The 21007-nt window shown below is 62.5% G+C and carries 16 protein-coding genes; 8 read left to right on the top strand and 8 right to left on the bottom strand.

What is annotated here, in order from left to right; translation table 11 throughout:
• The first annotated feature begins 62 nt into the window (after nucleotides 1-62).
• The 3 genes from DOM57_RS01305 (at nucleotide 63) to DOM57_RS01295 (ending at nucleotide 3008) form a co-directional block, all read left to right on the top strand.
• Nucleotides 63-1235: a cupin domain-containing protein gene (locus tag DOM57_RS01305; RefSeq protein WP_110647433.1), complete on the top strand. Its 1173-nt coding sequence runs from the start codon at nucleotides 63-65 to the stop codon at nucleotides 1233-1235.
• Between the two features lie 150 nt (nucleotides 1236-1385).
• Nucleotides 1386-1853: an outer membrane lipoprotein gene (locus tag DOM57_RS01300; RefSeq protein ID WP_110647432.1), complete on the top strand. Its 468-nt coding sequence runs from the start codon at nucleotides 1386-1388 to the stop codon at nucleotides 1851-1853.
• Between the two features lie 168 nt (nucleotides 1854-2021).
• On the top strand, nucleotides 2022-3008 hold the full coding sequence (locus tag DOM57_RS01295; RefSeq protein ID WP_110647431.1) for a lipid A deacylase LpxR family protein: 987 nt from the start codon (nucleotides 2022-2024) through the stop codon (nucleotides 3006-3008).
• Nucleotides 3009-3103: 95 nt separating this feature from the next.
• Here the strand turns inward: DOM57_RS01295 and DOM57_RS01290 are convergent, their stop codons facing one another.
• Nucleotides 3104-3391 carry a hypothetical protein gene (locus DOM57_RS01290; protein WP_110647430.1) on the bottom strand — a complete coding sequence of 96 codons (288 nt, stop codon included), beginning with the start codon at nucleotides 3389-3391 and terminating at the stop codon, nucleotides 3104-3106.
• A 197-nt stretch (nucleotides 3392-3588) separates the two neighbouring features.
• Here DOM57_RS01290 and slyD point away from each other — a divergent pair, with 197 nt between their 5' ends.
• Nucleotides 3589-4071 carry a peptidylprolyl isomerase gene (gene slyD / locus DOM57_RS01285; protein ID WP_110647429.1) on the top strand — a complete coding sequence of 161 codons (483 nt, stop codon included), beginning with the start codon at nucleotides 3589-3591 and terminating at the stop codon, nucleotides 4069-4071.
• Between the two features lie 120 nt (nucleotides 4072-4191).
• On the opposite strand, the gene DOM57_RS01280 is transcribed toward slyD, so the two are convergent.
• The 6 genes from DOM57_RS01280 to DOM57_RS01255 form a co-directional block, all read right to left on the bottom strand.
• On the bottom strand, nucleotides 4192-4803 hold the full coding sequence (locus tag DOM57_RS01280) for an NlpC/P60 family protein (RefSeq protein ID WP_110647428.1): 612 nt from the start codon (nucleotides 4801-4803) through the stop codon (nucleotides 4192-4194).
• A 345-nt stretch (nucleotides 4804-5148) separates the two neighbouring features.
• Nucleotides 5149-7575: a DUF1266 domain-containing protein gene (locus DOM57_RS01275; RefSeq protein WP_110647427.1), complete on the bottom strand. Its 2427-nt coding sequence runs from the start codon at nucleotides 7573-7575 to the stop codon at nucleotides 5149-5151.
• A gap of 181 nt (nucleotides 7576-7756) precedes the next feature.
• Nucleotides 7757-9037, bottom strand: a complete 1281-nt coding sequence (locus DOM57_RS01270; RefSeq protein WP_110647426.1) for an acyltransferase family protein — start codon at nucleotides 9035-9037, stop codon at nucleotides 7757-7759.
• 116 nt (nucleotides 9038-9153) lie between these two features.
• Nucleotides 9154-9396, bottom strand: coding sequence for a GlsB/YeaQ/YmgE family stress response membrane protein (locus DOM57_RS01265; RefSeq protein WP_110647425.1), 243 nt, complete (start codon nucleotides 9394-9396; stop codon nucleotides 9154-9156).
• 156 nt (nucleotides 9397-9552) lie between these two features.
• On the bottom strand, nucleotides 9553-12051 hold the full coding sequence (gene mdoH / locus DOM57_RS01260; RefSeq protein WP_204352824.1) for a glucans biosynthesis glucosyltransferase MdoH: 2499 nt from the start codon (nucleotides 12049-12051) through the stop codon (nucleotides 9553-9555).
• Complete coding sequence (locus DOM57_RS01255; protein ID WP_239496068.1) at nucleotides 12044-13630, bottom strand: glucan biosynthesis protein G; 1587 nt, start codon at nucleotides 13628-13630, stop codon at nucleotides 12044-12046. The genes mdoH and DOM57_RS01255 overlap by 8 nt, the downstream gene beginning before the upstream one ends.
• A 295-nt stretch (nucleotides 13631-13925) precedes the next feature.
• On the opposite strand from DOM57_RS01255, the gene DOM57_RS01250 reads away from it, so the two are divergent.
• The 4 genes from DOM57_RS01250 (at nucleotide 13926) to DOM57_RS01235 (ending at nucleotide 19924) form a co-directional block, all read left to right on the top strand.
• Nucleotides 13926-15440, top strand: a complete 1515-nt coding sequence (locus DOM57_RS01250; protein WP_162619407.1) for a glucosyltransferase domain-containing protein — start codon at nucleotides 13926-13928, stop codon at nucleotides 15438-15440.
• A 207-nt stretch (nucleotides 15441-15647) separates the two neighbouring features.
• Nucleotides 15648-17243, top strand: a complete 1596-nt coding sequence (locus tag DOM57_RS01245) for a solute:sodium symporter family transporter (protein WP_110647422.1) — start codon at nucleotides 15648-15650, stop codon at nucleotides 17241-17243.
• 234 nt (nucleotides 17244-17477) lie between these two features.
• Nucleotides 17478-18869 (top strand): YcjX family GTP-binding protein, encoded by a 1392-nt coding sequence (locus DOM57_RS01240; protein WP_110647421.1) that lies wholly within the window; start codon nucleotides 17478-17480, stop codon nucleotides 18867-18869.
• Nucleotides 18866-19924 (top strand): YcjF family protein, encoded by a 1059-nt coding sequence (locus DOM57_RS01235; protein ID WP_110647420.1) that lies wholly within the window; start codon nucleotides 18866-18868, stop codon nucleotides 19922-19924. The genes DOM57_RS01240 and DOM57_RS01235 overlap by 4 nt, the downstream gene beginning before the upstream one ends.
• 342 nt (nucleotides 19925-20266) lie before the next feature.
• On the opposite strand, the gene DOM57_RS01230 is transcribed toward DOM57_RS01235, so the two are convergent.
• Complete coding sequence (locus DOM57_RS01230) at nucleotides 20267-20998, bottom strand: HAD-IIB family hydrolase (RefSeq protein ID WP_239496067.1); 732 nt, start codon at nucleotides 20996-20998, stop codon at nucleotides 20267-20269.
• Nucleotides 20999-21007 lie beyond the last annotated feature (9 nt).

The raw sequence follows: 21007 nt of genomic DNA, 5'->3' as shown, positions 1-21007 counted from the left end.
AGTATGGTAAGCAATCGTCCACGCTGCCCCGCAACCTCTACGTCCGAAACGAGGTGGTAACCATGTCCTCCAACACGCCACGACAATTGCTGGGTGGCCTGAGCGCCGCCCAGTTCCTGAGCCGGCACTGGCAGAAATCACCGCTGCTGATTCGTGGTGCCCTGCCCGGCTTCGTCTCGCCGCTGGAACCGGACGATCTCGCCGGGCTCGCCTGCGAGGAGGGAGTCGAGGCACGCCTGGTGGAAGAGAATGGCCCGGACAAGGCATGGCAGGTCAGCCACGGCCCGTTCGACGAAGATACCTTCACGCGCCTGCCGGAGAACGGTTGGTCGCTGCTGGTGCAGGCGGTGGATCACTATGTGCCCGAAGTGGCCGAACTGCTCGAAAGCTTCGATTTCCTGCCGCGCTGGCGTCTCGACGACATCATGGTCAGCTACGCTCCGCCGGGCGGCAGCGTCGGGCCGCACGTCGACCAGTACGACGTCTTTCTGCTCCAGGCCAGCGGACGCCGCCACTGGCAGCTGGGGGGCAGTCCCGGCGCCGACGCCGGACTGGTCCCGGGAATCGATCTGCGCATTCTCGAGAACTTCGCGGTCCAGGCCGGCCAGGATTGGGTACTGGAGCCCGGCGACATGCTCTATCTCCCGCCGGGGGTCGCCCATCACGGCGTCAGCCAGTCCGACGACTGCCTGACCTTTTCGATCGGTTTTCGCGCGCCGTCGGCCGACGAGATCGTGACCGCCTTCGCCGACTACATCGGCGAGCAGCTCGGTGATAGCCAGCGTTATGGCGATGCCGATCTGCAGCCGCCGGCCCGTCCCGGCGAGCTCGACGATCAGGCGGTCGAGCGAGTACGCCGGCTGTTGCTGGACGCCATCGACCGCCCCGAACAGATCGCGCAGTGGTTCGGCCGCGCCATGACCCAGCCCAAGTATCTCGACCAGTTGGTGCCCGCCGAGGAACCGACCCCGGCGGCAGAATTGCGGGCCGCGCTCGAAGCGGGCGGGGAACTTTCCCGTACGCTCGGGTCGCGCTTCGCCTGGCGCCAACTGGACGAATCCCGCGCCACGCTGTTCGTCGACGGCGACGCCATGGTCTGTGATCTGGCATTGGCGCAACGCCTGACCTCGAGCCCGATGATCGATGCCTCACTGCTTGCGTACCCCGACGCCGATCGCTTGCTGGCCACGCTGGTCGACAGCGGCAGCCTGAGCGGGTTCGATGAGGAGGACTAGCGTTTCTCACTGCGGGCCACGGCAAAGCCCGTCAACGCCTCCTACACTGTAGCCGGGCCGGCTGCCATGACGAAGCGCTGGACGAGTTCGGAAACACTGTTTTAATATGCTTGGCATGAAGCCAAAGATGGATTTTCAGGAGGATTGACCATGAAGCGACTCATTTTCCCAGCCCTCGCCATGAGCATGCTGGCGCTGGCGGGTTGTACCAACACCTCGACCTACTCCGGTGACGTCTATCGCGGCAATCAGGCCGAAACTGCCCAATCGGTGACTTATGGCACCATTCAGTCGGTGCGTCCGGTACAGATTCAGGGCGGCAACGACGAGAGCGTTCTCGGCAGCCTCGGTGGCGCGGTGATTGGCGGGCTGCTGGGCAATCAGGTGGGGGGCGGCTCGGGCCGTACCATCGCGACCGCCGCCGGCGCTATCGGTGGCACCGTCGCCGGTAGCAAGATTCAGCAGGCCACCGACCGCGTCGATGGTTACGAACTCGAAATTCGTCAGGACAGTGGCCAGAACGTCGTCGTGGTGCAGAAAGCCGATCGCAACTGGCAGGTGGGCCAACGCGTTCGCCTGGTCGCCAGTGGCTCCAGCGTCAGTGTCGCGCCCTACTGATCACGCAACGCATTTCTGTAGACTGACGGCGCCTCAGAGGCGCCGTTTTCGTTAGCATGATACCAATTTCGAGTGTCACCCGCCCTTTACATACGCTATTGTAGGTATTGCAAGACCGGCTTCGTTTAAGGTAACGAGACAAAAGGGAAAAGGGAACGAGACGCAAACATGAAGGGACACACTTGGGCACGGACAGCCACGCTCATCGCGCTGGCGGCGGTTTCGAGCAGCGCATGGGCTGAAGGTCTTCTGACACTCAAATCGGAAAACGACATTTTCGCCCACGGCGATGACGGCCACTATACCAACGGCATCGAACTCGACTGGTCGTTCGAGCCGTCCCGGGATCACTGGACACGCAGTCTTGCCGACGCTCTGCCTGGTTGGAGCGCGGCCGCTCTCGATGGCGCCTCCTATCGCTTCGGTCAGCAGATCTACACGCCAAACGATATCAATGAACGCAATCTGATCGCCGATGACCGCCCCTACGCGGGCGTTCTCTATGCCGGGCTCTCGCTGTTCGATGACGAGCAGTTGAGCGGCTGGCGTCGGACCACCGGGCTCTATTTCGATGTCGGGCTCGTCGGTCCCGGCGCCGGCGGCAGGACCGTGCAGAAAAACTTTCATCACCTGATTGATAGCGACGATCCCAAGGGCTGGCACAACCAGCTCAATAACGAGCCGTTCGTCAACGTCGCTTACGAAACCGCATGGTGGAAGCAAGGACGGTTCGGCTCGCTGGAGACCGAATATGGTCCGTCGGTCGGCTTCGCCCTCGGCAATCTGTATACCTATGCCGCATCCGGCCTGGGACTGCGTCTGGGCCAAGGTCTCGACAAGAGCTTCGGCATTCCAGCCGTCTCCCCCTCTCAGGGCAGCCAGGTGTTCTTCAGGGAGAACAGCGGTTTCAACTGGTACGTTTTCGCCAATCTGGAAGGCCGCCTGATGGCCTACAACATGCTCCTCGACGGCAATACCTTCGAAGACAGCCACTCGGTCGACCGCAAACCGTGGGTTGGTGATGCCCAACTCGGACTGGCGCTCTCCTGGGACCGCTGGCTGCTCACCTATAGCGCCGTGTGGCGCACCCATGAGTTCGAGTCGCAGGACGAGAGCGATCAATTCGGTTCGATCACGCTATCGACCTGGCTCTGAGCGCTTCGGACCGGAACGTCACAAAACGGGCGATGCCATGACATCGCCCATTGCATTTGAAGCCGCTCTCGCGCCTGCGACCGGTCGCAGCGGGGTCAGTGCAGCTTGGCCCTGCGCATCGCCCAGCCGGCCAGACGCATGCCGATCCAAGTGAGTACGGCCAACAGAATCAGCGTCAGCAACATGGAAATCGGGTTGACGATGAAGGTCGCCCCCAGTACCGCCAAGGCGATGGAGAATACCCAACGATCCTGAGCCGGATCTCCCTGGAGCTGGGCAGGAAGCCAGCGCTTGGCCAAATTGCCCAAGGCCCCTTCCCACGCCTTGAGCGCCAGCAATAGCACGACGGCGAAGGCTATGAGCCATACGATGAACACGGTCATGACAAACTTCTCCTCACCCTCGGAACACGGTTTCTTCTTCTTTCGCAGGGTACTCACAGCCTCCTTGAGGCGCAACCGCGGCTATCCGCGCAAGAATTGGTCGCACCTCAAGCCGCGAATCCCCCATCGCGACCTGACAGAAAGGCCATGGCACGTTAGGATGTGAAAGACATGCACAGACGCAAAGGTTTTTTCAGATGCAGATTGCCCAGAACTCCGTGGTCGCCTTCCACTACACACTGACCAACGATGCGGGAGAAGTGCTGGACAGTTCAGAGGGTCGCGATCCACTGACCTATCTACACGGCGCGGGCAACATCATTCCGGGGCTCGAGAAGCAGCTCGAGGGTCGCGCCAATGGTGACAAACTCAAGGTAGCGGTCGAGCCCAGCGAAGGCTACGGCGAGGTCCAGCCGGCGCTGGTGCAGGAAGTCCCGCGCGATGCGTTCCAGGGTGTCGACGAAGTACAGCCGGGCATGCAGTTCCAGGCGCAGACCCAGGAAGGCCCGCTGATGGTCACCGTCACCAAGGTCGAAGGCGACACCGTGACCGTCGACGGCAACCATCCGCTGGCTGGCGAAAAGCTGAACTTCGATGTCGAAATTACCGATGTCCGCGAAGCGACCCAGGAAGAAGTCTCCCATGGTCACGTTCACGGTGAAGGCGGTCATCAGCATTGACGGCTGAAGGTCGCACGCTCTCGACACCGTCGACGCAAAAGGGCAGCCAATCGGCTGCCCTTTTCTTGAATCGCTTTAATCTCTTTTAATCTTCTTGTCGTTTTCAATCTGCACGGACAGTCACCCTTCACTGGCCAGCGCGGCCCGCTGCGCCAGCTGTGTGCGCTCCATCGGCCGGCGTGCCTGCCAGTAGTAGCGTTTCCAATAGACATTGTCGAGACGGGACAGTTTGACGCCTTGCGACGTCGAAGCGTGCAGAAAATACCCATCGCCAACATAGACGCCGACGTGATTGTAAATGCCCGGCGGACGGAAGAAGACCAGATCCCCGGCCTTCAGTTGGTCACGCGCCACTCGACTGCCTTCCAGTACCTGCTCTCCGGTCGTTCGCGGTAGCTCGAGCGAGAACGCTTCGGTGAAGATGTGCTGCATCAGCGCCGAGCAATCGATCCCGCGATGCGTCGTGCCTCCCAGCGCATAGGGCGTTCCTACCCAACGCCGGTGCTCGTCTAGCAGCGCCTCCCGAATGATCATCGGCGAGACGCGCAACGGACGGAAATCGTGCATCGTCGAGAAGGCCGTTTGCGGCGCGCTCGACGCGCCATGAGCGGCAACGGTGCGGGATTGCGCCAGAGGAAGCGCGTACTGTGCATTAACCTGTTGTTGTGCGGGGGTCGAGCAACCGGTAATGACCCATGCCAGTGCCAACCCCAGGGCCGTGCGTTTAAGCATTCAGCGCAACCTCGTTCGCCTGTGAGCCGCCATGGGCGTCGCCTCATACGACACACGCCCAGGCACATGCGGCCTGGGCGGGGCCATCGGGCGAATTGAGTCGCTGTGGTGGTGACACCCGCCCGCAGGTGTCACCGCCAAAGCGGCCAGCATTCGGCTCGATACTCGACCGTTCAGATCAAAATTGGGAGAAAAGCCACGCCGCGTCTCGCTGGTGGGCATGGCACAAAACGGATCATATGGCATTGAAAAGCCTTTGACGAGCCCTGCGGCGCAAAATCGCCGGGAGCGGACTCGAACCTCGCGCAGCGAAGCTCCGCCAGGGACGCGGCATCGAAAAACCGCTCAATGCAGACGGTGCGGCTCCCCCGGCAACACATCCACGTGCAAGGGCGTCCAGTGACGCCCCGACCGTCCCGGAAAGTCGAGACTGGCCCACGGCCCCGCCAGCAACGGCGTCGCTGTCAGCCAGGCATTCAATGCCTCGCGGAAGCGTGCGAGAAAGGCCTCCCGCTCGGGTGTGTCGTCCATAAAGAACCCGAATCCGCTGTAAAGCCCTTCGGCATAGGCCTGCCAGCTGCCGTAGTGGTGTTCCGCCAACCGGGTTGCCGCCTTGAGATAATGCTCCAGCTCGCCGGCATCGAGCCAGTCGAGTTGGCGACCGGCCATGGCCAGATCCACCAGCTGCGCGATATCCCAGGCGGTCAGGTCCTCGTCGTTGCAACGGCACGCATTGTCTCGCACATGTCGCAGCCTCTGCAGGTGAATGCGCTCCTCCTCCGCGCATTCTCCCGACTCGAGGATCGCGATCTCCTCTTCCAGCCGCGGACGGTTGAGGGTATAGGGAGCGTAATTGATCTGGTACTCCTGACGATCACCCGCATCGACCAGGAAATCGAGGAAATCGACGAGCCCTGGCGCCCCCTGCAGCGCATATTGGTGTTCGATCCACTCCTGCAGGGCGCGCCGGTCCTCGAACGCCAGCGGCTGTGGCATCTGCCATGCCGCCTCGTTGAGCGGACCGGCAAGAGAGACAGCGGTAAATTGTGCCAGTGTCGGCCGTGGCCCGGGCTCGTGCCAGGTGAGTCCCTTCGACGGCGTCAGCCAGTGGAACGGCGAGCCGGGATCGCGCAGATGCCAATCGATATCGTCCTTGAGCGGGCCTTCCTCGGGTGCATTCTCCTGGCTCAACACCGCTTCCCACGCCGACCAGGCCGCAAGCAGTCGCGACGCATCGGGATAGAACCGGCTCAATACATCGCATAACGACTGCGCCTGTGCCTGGATGTCCGCATGGGAATAGCGCCCGCTGTCAGCGGCCATCAGCAGGTAGAAGGCATATTTTTCGGCCATCACGATCGTCGCCGCATGGTTCGCGCAATTCGCCAACCGCCGCTGCCGACCACGATCCCCTGCGCCGGACGAAGCGCCCGCGGCATGCAGTGCATCGGCCGCCAGCTGATTGAGATGGTGCGCCTGGGCCGGCATCCAGAAACGGGCCAGCCCCGAGATTCCCTCCTCGCGCCGCAGCCCCAGCACATCGTCGAGATAACGCTCGGCATCCTCACGCCGCGTCATTCCAAGCGTTTCATCGAGACGGCGACGTTGCACCAGATCCGGCTCGCGCACGGCGGCAATCGCCAGGATCCAGGCATCCGGCGAAACATGGCGCTCCCGTACCGTCCGGCGTGCAGCTCGGCGCCGCTCTTCGTCGAGACTCTCGGCCAGCGGCAGAGCCCACGGGCTCTCGGGCATTTCCAGCAAGCGTGCCCAGTCGGCATCGAAATCCGGACGCAGATCCCGGCCCTCGAACAAACTGCGCCCCCGCTGATAGGCATGCGCTACCGCGTGCCAGTCCGAATAGCGCTGCTGCAGCAGGTCAACGCCGTGAGCGGCAAAATGCTCCGCTTCTTCGACCGTGAGCCAACCGGCGCAGAATCCCAGGTAGGCTTGATCGATCAGCCGCAGCCAGTCCCAGGCCGCCCATTCGAACGGTTCTTCGTCGACCAGGAAACGGACCAGTACCCGTCCGTAATCCTGCTGATCTCCCAACGACGCCAGCCATTCTCGGACTGCCGGCTCCCCTTCACGCGCCAATCTCACCGCATCCATCTCCCAGCCATGCCGATGTCCCTGGCAGGCCAGCCAATGGAGCGTCTCGATGAGCTGGTCCCTCCCGTCGATCTCGAGCTCTTCCCGCAGCAGGCGGCGCTGCTCTCGGCTCTCGATCTCATCGGGAGAAAAAGGCCAACGGAGTACGGGAGCAAAGGCGGCTCGGGCACGCCAGAGGTCATCGCTCCACAGCGCTTCGACGATCGCCGTGTCGCGTTCGCCGACATGACGCTTCAGCGCCGCCCAACTCACTGTGCGCCCTTGGCGTTCCGCTAGCGCGAGTTCATGGCCTGCCGCATCCAATGCCGGATCGTCCAAGCGCGCCAGATCGTCGATCCAACGCCTCAGCGACGGGCAATCGCCGACGATCAGCTGAGCCAGATGCGCCAACCATGCCATCTCGGTGCGCTGATCGCTCCATCCGGCCACACTGCCCAGAGCCAGCAATTCGAGCGACGCCAACCGCGAGAGCGAAGGCTCCTGGATATCGGTTACGCTTTCCCACAGCCGCCAGGCGAACTCGTCCCGCTCGCCGATACCGAGCGAGGCCAGGCGCTCCAGGGCAAGTTCGCGCGGAAGCGCCTGGCGGGGATCGCCAACCTTGGGCCAACCACAGAGCGTCAGTTGCTGAGCCCACCACTGGACGAGGAGTTCGCGCAAAAAAGAGACCTCTTGTCGGAAAACAACACGACCGCCACCAGCAGAGCCGGCTGGGTTCGGGGAGGCGGCCCTAATTTCAAGGCGACCCCATTTCAAGGCGACATAGTATAGCGGAAAGCATTCCTCGCGCCGACGGGCAGGCCCGGCCTGGGGGTCCAGGTCGGAACCGCTCTCGTCCGGCTCAGCTCAACTTGTCGGTATGAGAGCTCGGGGTCTGCCTGAGCAGATGGCGCAGCAGAAAGCGGCGCACCCTGACCACGAACTGCTCCTGGAATACGATACAGAAGAGTACGGTCAGCAGCAGAAACAACGGATAGAGCCAGAGATGGAGTTCGCCGGCCGCAGACAGACAACCCCGAAAATCCGTCAGACAGCGCTCCGGCTGCCCGGAGAGCACGCGCTCGACACGGGAAAAGACCGCATAGAGCGGCACGTGAAGCGCAAACATCGGCAGCGAAGCGCCACCCAGCCTGGCTGCCCAGCGCTTGAGCCGGCGACTGTGAGGCTCGCCCCACTGCGCAGCGACGTAGATCAGTATCAACTGGGCCGGCAACAGCAATCCGTTGTGTAACACATAGTACCAGGCATGACCGCGACCTAGCAGATAAAGCGCGATGGCGATACTGGCGGCGACGCCCAGCAGCGCCAGCCAGCACTGCCCCGCCGACATCGAGCGCCCCTTGGCCTTACGCTGGGCGTAGAAAGTATAGAGCAGGATGCCAGCGGCGAATTCCGGCAACCGGATGAGCGGGTTGCGATGAAGAATGCCGGTCTCCGGTACGCCGTAATCGGTGGTGAGAATGACCACGATCGGCGGCAGCAGGTAGATCAGGTTGACCAGCAGGATCGCACGCCGCGGATGCATCACGCGACGCAGCCTGGGTGCCAGCCAGGGAAACGTCAGGTAAAAGAAGAACAGGGCGGAAATCGACCAGGACGGCGGATTGAAGGTCAGGTAGAGCGGATTCCAGGCATGCAGCAGTGTGAAATTGAGCAGCAGATTGATGCCGGTTTCCAGCGGACTCATGGTGTGGTTGAGGCTTTTCCAGTCGAGCTGACCGATATCGTTGTTGACGTCGTAGACCACGAATCGCAGCGAGATGTCGCTATCGCCGGGAGCGATCGCCAGATAGCCGACCAGTGCCGAGACGCTCATCGCCAGGATCAACGAGCCGATATGAATCGGGTAGAGATTCGAGAAGCGCTTGAGCCAGAAGCTCTTGGCCGGCTCGCGCATGCGCTGATTGGCGTCGAGGTAGACGTGGGTCAGCAGGAAACCCGAAAGCACGAAGAAGGCGCTGGTGGAAAAGAAACCGATATCGGTAACGAAGTGCGACCAGGCACGAATCGATGGGTAGTTGTGCAGGGTGTGGAAAATAACGATGTAAAGACCGAGCAGAAAACGCAACCACTCCAGGCCAATGAATCGTTCCTTGCGCGTGGCGGTCGTTGAATCAGGCATTCCTTGCAGGTCCCTGGCCGTCAAAAGGCGCTAGTGTACCTGATTCCCTGCCAAGGATACGTAGATCATGCCCATGAGAGGGCCGCATTAGCGCGGCCCTCACACAAATCGAAAATCTAGGCTTTTTTGATCTTCGCGACCACCCAGAGCAGGATGATCGCGCCGATGGTCGCCACCACCAGCGAGCCGATGAAGCCGTTGGAGGAGAGTCCCAGCAGACTGAACAGAAATCCCCCGATCACTGCGCCGACGATCCCGACACCGATGTTGCCCAAGATGCCGAAACCGCCACCGCGCATGATCTTGCCGGCAATCCAACCGGCGATCCCGCCGATGATCAGCCACAGAATAAAGCCCATTGCGTCACTCCTTGATTCCCGTTATCGATGAACATCTTGCGCAGCCAATCCGATGCTGACTCTCCAAGCGTAGCCACCATTCATGCAAACTTCGATACATGAAGGCAACGGGCCGACAAACAAAACCGGCCCGTTCCGGGGACAGCCTTCTTTTATTCAATTGAATGACGCTACCCGCAGCGACTCACGCGACGGCAAGCCATGCTGGTGCCAGCTCGCATGCGCCCCGGGATCGTCCCAGACGCGGAAATGCAGTTGCGACATCATTACCGGATCGTCCAGGAACGCCAGCCGCTCGAGATTGTTCATCGAAGCAGGTCCCTGCTCGACGGCTCGAGTCACCCGCTCCTGCCGACGCCGCCTGAGCGGCTCGGCATGCGCATGTCGGGCGGTCCCCAATGCCGTTGCCAACGCGTTCGATACCGGATCGACCACGACCTGCACGAAATGCGGGGTGGGCGCGGCGGTATTCATCCTTCGCAGATGACGCACCATCCGGCGCAGCACGCGTGGCGGATGGGTCTCCTCCGGAATCCGGAACAGGCGTGCTCGGAAGCATGCGCTCCCCAACGACACCCGACTCGACAGTGCCGACACCGGAATCGACAGCATCATGGCGCCGACGATCGGCGACAACCACCACAGGAAGGTCGGCTCCATGAAGTAGACTCCGGTCGCCCAGACGGCACCGATCACCGTCTGGCTCCAGTGATTGCGGATCGCGTCACCCCAGGTGGTATCGCTGTTTTCCCGCGACGGCGAGCGCCACTGAATCGCCCACCCCATCACCGAAGTCAACACGAAGCGCGTATGGAACAGCATTCTCACCGGAGCCAAGGCCATCGAAAAGAGCGACTCCAGCACCATGCTGAGAAGTACCTTGAATGGCCCACCGAACTGCCGGCTACCCTGGATCCACACTACCACCACGCTCAGTACCTTGGGCAGGAACAGCAGCGTCGCCGTGGCACCGAACAGGCTTACCGCCAGCGTCGGGTTCCACTGCGGCCAGACCGGAAACATCATTCCCGGTTCCGGGAAGTAGTTGGGCGTACTCAGGGTATGCACCGCCAGCAACGCCGTCGACAACACCAGGAACAGAAACCATAGCGGTGCCGAGATATAGGACATCAGCCCGGTCAAAAAGACCGCGCGGTGCACCGGATGAATCCCCTTGGACAGAAACAGTCTGAAGTTCATCAGGTTGCCGTGACACCAGCGCCGATCGCGATTGAGTTCATCGAGCAGATTGGGCGGCATCTCCTCGTAGCTGCCCTCCAGCTCGTAGGCGATCCATACCCCCCAGCCGGCGCGACGCATCAGCGCAGCCTCGACGAAATCGTGGGAAAGAATCTCCCCGGACATCGAGCCCTTGCCGGGCAGCGGCGCCAGCATGCAGTGGCGCATGAACGGCGCCATACGAATGATCGCGTTGTGTCCCCAGTAGTGGGACTCCCCCAACTGCCAGAAGTGCAGGCCGGCGGTAAACAGCGGCCCATAGACGCGGGTGGCGAACTGCTGCATCCGCGCGTAGAGATTCAGGCGTCCCGAGGCTCTCGGCGCCGTCTGCACGATACCCGCGCTGGGATGCGCCTCCATCATCTGCACCAGGCGCGTCAGGCAGGCGCCACTCATGACACTGTCGGCATCGAGTACCAGCATGTAGCGGTATAGCGCCCCCCAGCGACGACAGAAATCGTCGAGGTTGCCGCTCTTGCGCTTCACACGGCGCTGACGACGCCGGTAGAAGACCTGGCCGAAGGCCCCCAGATCGCGACACAACGTCAGCCAGGCGTGAGTCTCCTGGATGGCGATGTCGGGATCGTAGGTATCACTCAGGATAAAGACATCGAAGTGACGATCGTTACCGCTATGGCGCAGCGATTCGATGGTGGCGCGAACGCCGGCGAAAACCCGGGGAACGTCTTCATTGCAGATGGGGACCAACAGTGCCGTGCGCGCATCATCGGGAATCGGCGCGTCGCCGACTTCCGAATCGATGGCGTAGCGGTCCTTGCCGCGCAGCAACTGAAAGAAGCCCATCAACGCTGTCCAGAATCCCGCGGAAACCCAGGCGAACAGCAATACGAACAGGGCGAGAATGGCGATCTCGAGCCACTGCTCTCCTTGCCCCGGCAGTACGGTTCGCATCTGATTGGCGGCAATGGCGCTCTGGCCGAAGATCAGGACCAGCAGCACCCAGCGTCGAGCCGTGGCGATCCACTGCCAACGTGGTGTCGGCTTGGATTCCCGTTGACGTCGGCGGAAACCGCGATCGGCCCAGTTCTTCATGCGCTGACCGAAACGCACGAACGGGTTGGTGGACCAGGCTTCCGGTGCCAGCGGCGTTCGCCGCATCGGTGGCGCGGTCTGCAACCGGGTGATGCCCTGCTCGTCGGTGGTCAACACGTCGGGCGGCGCGAGCGGCGGTTCCGCATAGGCCAGCGCCAACCGGCGCCCAACCGACTGTGCCGCGGGATCCTCCGGGTCCACCTCGTGACCGCCCAGCGCCGCATGCAGCGTCGCCATGTCGTGAGTGTCCAGGTCGCTCGCCAACAGCTTGCGCCGCTCCTCACGATCCTGTGCCTCCAGCGCCAGCCGTTCGAGATAATGCTCGGCCGACGCCAACCGCTGTGAGGACATCGCTTCAGCCATTGGCCGGCAACCGGTAGTACCAGGTTTCGGAGACCCGCTGATCTCCCTTGTTGAGATGGGCACGGATATCCAACGACTGGCTGTTGTCGCTGCGCTTGACCTTGACGAACACGCGCCAGCCGCCGGTGGCCGGGTTGGGCACGGCGCGGCTGTCGACCAGTTCGCCGTTGTCGCCGACACTGGCCTGGACACTGATGTTGGCATCGCTGCCGAGCCCGGAGAGCGAAGGCCCATCGAAGTCGACGATGAATGCCAGGGAACCATCGGCCTCGCGTACCAGATTGTCCTTGCGCACTTCCCCTTGCGAACGGCGCGTCTGCGCGACCCAGGCCAGTGACGGGTCGACGTAGCGGCTTTCGTTCTTGGTGACGGTGAAACGATAATCGTAATCCAGCGGCGAGCCCGGCTCGGGCGCGGATTCCGGCAACCACATGGAAACGATGTTGTCGTTGGTCTCGTTGGGCGTCGGAATCTGGATCAGTTCGATCTTGCCCGCCCCCCACTCGTTCTGGGGTTCGATCCAGGCGCTCGGACGCAGGTCGTAACGGCTTTCAAGATCCTGATAATCGTCGAAGTCGTGACCGCGTTGCATCAGGCCATAGCCGCGCAGGCGCGGTGTCGTCTGCTCGTTGATCATCAACTTGGCGGGGTTGGCCAACGGACGCCAGGTCCAGCCATTCTGGGAGTCGCTGATCAAGAGACCATTGGAGTCGTGAATCGCCGGGCGATAGTTGAGAGAGGAAGAAGGCTGCTCGGGACCGAACAGATACATGCTGGTCAGCGGCGCAATGCCCAGCTTCTCGACCGGACGACGCAAGAACAGTCGCGACTTAACATCGACGACGGTATCGGCGCCGGGTCGCAGCACGAAGCGATAGGCACCGGTGAGACTGGGCGAATCGAGCAGCGCGAAGATCGTCAGGTATTGACTGCTCTGGCTCGGTTTGACGACCCAGAACTCCTTGAAGCGCGGAAATTCTTCGCCGGAAGGCAGGCCGGTATCTACCGCCAGACCGCGACCGGAGACGCCGTAGACCTGATCCTTGCCGACGACCCGAAAGTAACTCGCCCCCAGAAACACCATGGTCTCGTCTTTGCGATCGGCATCGTTGAGCGCGTAATTCACCTTGAAGCCGGCAATACCCAGGTCATCGCTGTTCTTGACGCCATCGGACAGTTCCAGGTTGCCATAGGTGAAATCATCTGGATTGTAGGCAAAATCGTGCACCTCCCCCTGATCGTCCACGCTGTGCAATTGAATCGCGCTATCGTAGTGCATCCCCTCGTGGAAGAAGCTCAGCGTAAAAGGCATTCCATCACCGCTCCAGACGTCACGGTCGCGCTTGAACTGGATCTGCTCGTATTGAGCATAATCCAAGTTGCGCAATTCATCGGGGAGGTTTCGCTCCGGTTCGCTATAACCCTGCTGGGAAAGATCCTCTGCCTTCTTGGCGACATCGTCGAAACCGAAAGCCAACACGTTCTGGGCGATACCGCTAAGTAGCAGCCCGGTCAGGGCCACCACCGGAAGAAGCGCCTTGCGTTTTTCAAGGTTACTTCGCCGGATCGATGCACTCACTCTAATACTCCTGTCTGACTATCTTGGCCGGTATCAACAAGCTCAAACCGTTCGAAGCCGTGCCGAAAATCGGTACCACGCTGCCCAAGAGCGGCAACGCGGTCATAACTTGCGATGAAGAGCGACGGGGACGGGATAGAGAAGCCTCCGTGCTTCGTACAGCCGCAGTCTAGCATACGCTACACTGCTGACAGGGAAAGACTGGGGTCACAGCCCTTACCCTCGCAGTCCCGGCTCGCCGCCGGTGGGCCCCATGAACAATGACACGACATGCGTATCGATTCGGGCCCAATATATGATGATGACACCCCGGTTACGCCGCTGGCTGGGCATAATGGCGTATCTGGTCGTTTTCAGCTACCCCCTGATCCATGCCGACCGCCTCTACCGCGACGATATCTGGCGCAGCTTCCACGGTGAAATGGGCTGGGTTTCCAACGGTCGTCCGCTCTCCAGCCTGGTCATGCTGATCCTCAACGGCGGGCCTCGCCTAGCCGATCTGGCTCCCCTTCCCCTGTGGCTGGGTTTAGCCGCGCTGGCCTGTGCGATCCTGCTCTGGCGGCGGCGTCTCGAGGCATTCGATACCGGCTATGCCTGGGTAGCAATGCTGATTCTGGTCGTACAGCCTTTCTTTCTACAGAACCTCTCCTACCGTTTCGACGCCCTGCCGATGTCGTTGGCGCTGGCCAGCGCAGTGGTCGGCATCGCCTGTGCCCTGGATCCGCGCGACGGCAGGCGCTGGCAGGCCCGTTTTCGCTGGGCAGCGGGCGGTGCCGGCGTACTCGCCGCGCTGCTTTTCTATCAACCGGCAGCCAACGTCTACTTCGTTCTGCTCGCCTTTCACGTGGCCCTGAGCGTGGCGCAGACGGGGCGGCCGGCGTGGTCCAGGCAACTTGGCGCCTTGGTCATTGGCGTCATCGCCCTGTTCCTCTCGAAAGGGATATCGAACTGGCTGGTCGGCGGCAACTATAGCCTGGCGCACAGCATGCTCGCGCCCGCCGCGATGCTGCCGGCCAATATCTTTGAACAGACCTTGCGTTTCTGGCGCTACGCCGCGCTCCAGCTCGACTCGCTGACGTGGTGGCTAGTGCTTGGCCTGGCGACGGTGACGATCATCTGGCTGGTCATCGAAACCTCGAAGCGTCGCCAATGGGCGGGGCTGCCGGTGCTGATCCTGGTAATCCTCTTTCTGCCATTAGCGGGTCTGGGCTTTCTGGCGGCGTTGGCGGACCCCATCTGGCGGCCGCGGGTGATGATCGGCTTCGGCGCGCTCTATGCGGGTCTGTTGTTCTGCGTGCTGCGCTGGATAGGTCGTTCGCGCTGGCCATGGGCCGGCTGGCCGCTGGTCATCGTCGCTCTCGGCATGCCGCTGACGCTCTCCTATGCCTACGGCAACGCTCAGCGCCAGCAAGCCTTGTTTGCCGATTACGTGTCGATGCGCCTGATCGACGACCTCACCACACAGCCCGAGGCGGCACCGCTGGTTATCGATGGGGCGCTTCCTTATACCCGCGCAACGCGTAACGCCATCGCCGCGCATCCATTGATCGAAGAGCTGATCTTCCGCTATCTCGACGGCTTTTACTGGTGGGGGTATCAGGATCTCTATCGCCGGGGCTTACCGGCCGCCTTCGATTTCAATGACGACCTGGCATTGCGCCGGCGCTTCGAAACGCGCTGTCAATCGCTCACACCGCTTGTCCGTCGCGCCTGGTACACCCTCTATCGTTTCGAGGCGACCTACGTCGTTGCACTGAGTGGCAGTTGCCACCTTGCGATGACGGCAACGGAGTTGCCGATAGACGATTGAACGGCGTGCGCCCTGGCCTTGCTCCCCGTTTCGTCGCGAATGTCCGCTGAGGTTCAGCGTCGGGCGCAAACGCCTACACATTGACTAGGCTATGTCAGACAAATGGCGAATGGCGTTTCGTCGTTAATTAACTAAAACTGCCGCAGGTAACGTGGCGGCTACCTTCACCCCAGCCGCCACTGGGATGCATTCAACAAGGACACTCCTATGCATGCATGGACTCTAATCTCGTTTCTCTTCTTCACGGGATTGGTCGCCTTGATCACTTGGCGCATCACGCACCGTGACGATCTCAGCAATACGCGCGGTTATTTTCTCGCCGGACGCAATCTCAGCTTCCCCTTGATCGCCGGGTCGCTGCTGATGACCAACCTGTCGACCGAGCAGATGGTCGGACTGAACGGCTCCGCGTTCGCCGATGGTCTGAGCGTCATGGCATGGGAAGTGGTTGCGGTGGTCGCGCTGGTGCTGCTGGCGCTGTTCTTCCTGCCGCGCTTCCTACGCAGCGGTATCGCCACGGTGCCGCAGCTGCTGCAGGAGCGATTCGGGCCGACCACCCAGCTGATCTGCAACGTGATCTTCCTGGTCGCCTACGCCGTCATCCTATTGCCGATCATTCTCTACTCCGGCGCCGTCGGCCTGCAGGGCATGCTCGACCTGCCGGTGCTGACCGGCATCGAGTCCAATACCACGCTGCTCTGGCTGACGGTCTGGGGGGTCGGCTTGATCGGTGCGGTTTATGCGCTCTTCGGTGGCCTGCGCACGGTCGCCGTCTCCGATACCATCAATGCGATCGGTCTCCTGGTCGGCGGCTTCCTGATCGTCTATCTCGGTCTCAACGCCGTCGGTGACGGCAACGGCATCGCCGCCGGTTGGCACGCGATTCAGGAAGCACAGCCCGGACGGCTCAACTCCCTCGGCCGACCGGATCAGCAAGTCCCCTGGCCCACGCTGTTCACCGGGGTCTTCCTGATCAACCTGTTCTACTGGGCCACCAACCAGCAGATCATCCAGCGTACGTTCGCCGCCAGAAGCCTCTCCGAAGGCCAGAAGGGCGTCCTGCTGACCGGCTTCCTCAAGCTTCTGGGTCCGCTCTACCTGGTGCTGCCCGGCATCATCGCCTATCAGCTCTACGCCGATGATGGCATCGCCGCCGACCAGGCCTACGGCTACCTGGTTTTCCACTTGCTCCCGCCGTGGCTGACCGGCTTTTTCGCCGCGGTCATGGTCGGTGCCATCCTGTCGTCGTTCAACTCCGCGCTCAACAGCACCACGACCCTGTTCAGCCTGGGTATCTACAAGGCGGTGTTCAAGAAGGACGCCAGCGAACAGCAAGTGGTCAATGCGGGCAAGGTCTTCGGCTGGATCATGGCTGTCGCCTCGATGGCGATCGCCCCGCTGCTGGCCGGCCAGGACAGCCTGTTCGATTACCTGCAGACGATGAACGCCATCTACTTCATTCCGATCCTTGCCGTGGTGATCGTCGGCCTGCTGACCAAGCGGGTGCCGGAAGCGGCGGCGATCTTCGGCCTGATCGGCGGCATCATATTGATTGCGCTGGGCTATTTCGTGCCGCCGTTCAACGGCATTCTCGAATTCACCAACCAGTATCACTTCGTCGCCGGCGTGTTCGTCATACTGGTGCTCGGCATGCTGTTGATCGGCAAGGTCGCCCCGCGTCGCGAGGCTTGGGTGCACGAGGACGTCAAGGCCGTAGACCTTACTCCCTGGAAGGGCGCCGTACCGGTGGGCATTGTGCTGCTGGTGCTGGTGTTCGCGATCTACTTCGCTTTCGCCCACTGACGCTCGCCGCGCCGACAACCGAAGCCCCACGCCATGGGGCTTCGGTGGTTCATCGAGAGCGGCTTCGGTAGCATGAAGGCCGACGCTTCCGGCTGGCAACTCCCTGCTCGTGGCTCATAGCCCGCAACCCATAGCTCTTCCCTCTTCCCTCGATCAGGTTGTCATCGCTATCCTTGCCGGTTTGCCCGCACATTTCGGTTAACATGCGGATAGGCTTTCTTCGGAAAAGAGGCGATGCGCCGACACCTGACCCACGAACTGCAGAACCTGATCGACCGCGGCCGCGACCGCCAGTTGCGCCTGGCCGTCACGGGGCTGTCGCGCGCCGGCAAGACGGCCTTTCTGACGTCACTGGTCAACCAGCTGCGCCATGCCGGCATCGATGCCCGCCTCGACCTGCTGAAAGCGGCCAGGGAATCGCGCCTGCTCGGCGCCCAGCGCGTCTCGCAGCCGGACCTGGGCATCCCGCGCTTTCCTTACGACGAAGCGATGTCGGCGCTGGCCTCGACACCGCCCCACTGGCCGGAGCCCACCCGCGGCATCAGCGAGCTGCGCCTGCAGCTGCGCTACAAGACCCGGCGAGCCCGCGGCCTGCTGGGCGATACCGCCACCCTGACGCTGGACCTGATCGACTACCCCGGCGAATGGCTGCTCGACCTGCCGCTGCTGGAGCATGATTTCCTCGCTTGGAGCGAGGCCCAGATGCAAGCGATGGGTCCGGAGCGCCAGCGCTTTGCCGCCGAGTGGCGACGGGCCGTCGCCGCGCACCGGCCCGACGAGACGGTCGACGAGGCACGCCTGGCCGAGCTCGCCGACCTCTATGCGTCCTCGCTGCGCCAGGCCCGGGCGGCCGGCTTCTCGCATCTGCAACCGGGGCGTTTCCTGCTGCCCGGTGATCTACAGGGCGCGCCGGTACTGCAATTCTTCCCGCTCCCCGGTATCGATACGGAAGATCGCCAGTCGCTGGAAGCCTTGCCGTCGTCGAGCCTCTACCAGACGCTGGCCAAGCGCTTTCGCTATTACCAACAGCACGTGGTCAAGCCCTTCTATCGCGAACACTTTCGTCGCTTCGACCGCCAGATCGTGCTGGTCGACGTGCTCGGCGCGCTCAATGCCGGTCCGGAACGTTTCGAAGATCTCTCCCGCGCCCTGGCGACGCTGATGAAGAGCTTCGACTACGGCAAGCGCAGCCTGCTCAACCGGCTGTTCTCGCCGCGTATCGACCGCCTGGCGATCGCCGCCACCAAGGCCGACCACGTGACGCCGGATCAGCATGCCAATCTGGTCGCGCTGCTCGAGGCGCTGCTGGCCGAACCGCTCAAGGATCTGCGCTACGCCGACGTGCCGGTACGCGGCTTTTCGCTGGCCTCGATTCGGGCCACCGAAAATCGCGAGGTCGAGGACAACGGCAAACGGCTGCCCGCGCTGCGCGGTCATGGCCTGGATAACGAACCGCTGCTGCTCTACCCCGGCGACGTTCCGGCCAAGCTGCCCAGCCCCGACTTCTGGCAGCGTCAGGGCTTCGCCTTCACCGCCTTCCGTCCACCACGGAGCGGCGATACCGCCCTGCCTCATATTCGCATGGACGCGGCGCTGGAGTGGCTATTGGGAGACAAACTGAGATGAGCGATCCTCGGCCCGGACAGCGTTTCACGCTCGATGACCCGCCTGGCGACATCGACGGCGACGCCTTGTCCGATGGAACCTTGAAAGGCGCGCGCAGCTATCTCCCCGACCAGGCCTCCGAGCCGATGGCGGAGCCCGAGGAAGCCTCCTCTCCGGCCCTGGATGCGGCCATCGCACCGCCCAGGAAGCGGCGCTGGGGGCTGCTCGCGGTGCTGGGTGGCGCGCTCGGTCTGGGCACTGTCGAAGCCGTCCGGACACTCTATGTCTCGACGCTCGGCGGTGACTGGCTCGCGGGCGCCTGGAGCGCGGTCGGGCTGTTGGCGATCGGGCTTGGCGGCAAGGCGCTGCTCGGCGAACTCTGGCGACTGCGCAAGCTGCGTCGACACGCTCGTCTGCGTCAGCGACTCGACGACGAATGGGTCGATGGCGACAACGGTTCCACCGCCGACGACCCCATGGCGCTGGCCGATGAACTGCGCAGCCAGATGAGGCTGTCCAAGGATCACCCGCATTGGCAGGCGTTCCTGCGCGCGCATCAATCCCACCACAGCGCTCAAGAGACCCGCGAGCTGCTCGCCCATCACGTGCTGCGCCCACGCGACCAGGCCGCCCGCCGCCTGGTGACCCGCATGTCGGGGGAAACCGCGGTGATGGTCGCGGTCAGCCCGCTGACGCTGGTCGACATGTCGCTGATGGCCTGGCGCAACATCGCCATGCTCGATCGTATCGCCGCGCTCTATGGCCTGCAGCTCGGTTATGCCAGCCGTCTGCGGCTATTTCGGGAAGTGCTGCGCAACATGGCGTTCGCCGGCGCCAGCGAGATGATCGGCGACGCCGGCATGGATCTGCTGTCGATGAATCTGGCCGCCAAGCTCTCGACCCGTGCCGGCCAAGGACTGGGCGCCGGGCTACTGACCGCGCGACTCGGCCTGCGCGCCATGCGCACCATCCGCCCGGTCGCGTTCGAACGCGACGAACAGCCCCGACTGGCCGATCTTCGGCGCGAGGTATGGCAGCAACTGCGGCGCCTGGACGACGCCTCGAAGACGAATTGAGAGCCGCCCGAGCGGTCAAAGACTACTCAAGCCACCACATTGAATTCTACCTTAATGACGTCTCCAGAACGGCGCTGAACGATGAGCGAGGAACCGGGTCTTGCGACAGGGATGTCGCAAGAGGCGCGTTGGGCAGGGATGCCCTTTCGCGCCGACCCGAGTTCAGCGATCAAGCGTTCAGAGTCTGCCGTTCTGTGGCGTCAAAAGGGGGAGTGTGAGGGGCTTGCCCTTCACAATAACGAGCAAAAGGGTGGTTAAAGCTAGGCCAGTGGTGAACTTGCCGAGCCAAAATCAGCCGCTACGGCCAAAATAGACTTGCCATCGAGGCTGAGACCGCCCTAATCAATCGAGAGCGAAGAACCGACGCAGCGTCTGCGCCACCGCCGCCTCGTGGTGGGCGCCGATGCGCTCCGCGAACGGCAACTGGTCGATCACCTCGGGATGGGCATTGGAGACGACGTAGGCGTGGCCGGCCAGGGTCAACATCTCGATATCGTTGAAGTTGTCGCCGAACGCCAGCGTCTTTTCCACCGGCAGATCCAGCGCCGCCAGCGCCCGGCTCAAGGCCGTGGCCTTGTTGACGCCCCGCTGCATCACCTCCAGCGAGTCGGCCGCCGAATAGGTAATATGCAGCGCCTCGCCGTAGCGCTCGCGCAGCGTCCGTTCGAGCGGCGTCAGCAAGGCCGGCTCGCCGATGTAGAGTACCTTGCCGACATGTTCACGCTCAAGATCGCGCATGTCGTCGACCTGGTAGGTAAATCCGGTCATCGCATGCAACGGCAGCAGTTCCGGCGCTTCGGCGTCGATCAACCAGCGATCCCGGGTATAGAGATTGAGCCGCACCGACTCCGGCCTCGGCAGCGCCACCAGCGCCTTGACCAGCTCGGTCGGCACCAGGGTTTCGCTGACCACCCGATCGTCGGCATCGTGCACGTGTGCGCCATTGCTGCTGATGATCCACGCCGGGATCTCCAACCGGCGGCGGATCGCGGCGATATCCTGGTAGTGGCGCCCGGAAGCCAGCGCGATCACGTGCCCCTGAGCCGATAGCGCCCGCAGCGTGTCACGCGTCAACGCATCGAT

Source organism: Salinicola peritrichatus (assembly GCF_003206715.1).
Taxonomy (GTDB): domain Bacteria; phylum Pseudomonadota; class Gammaproteobacteria; order Pseudomonadales; family Halomonadaceae; genus Salinicola; species Salinicola peritrichatus.
The sequence above is the reverse complement of the archived record's forward strand: the minus strand, read 5'-3'. Positions and strand labels throughout refer to the sequence as shown.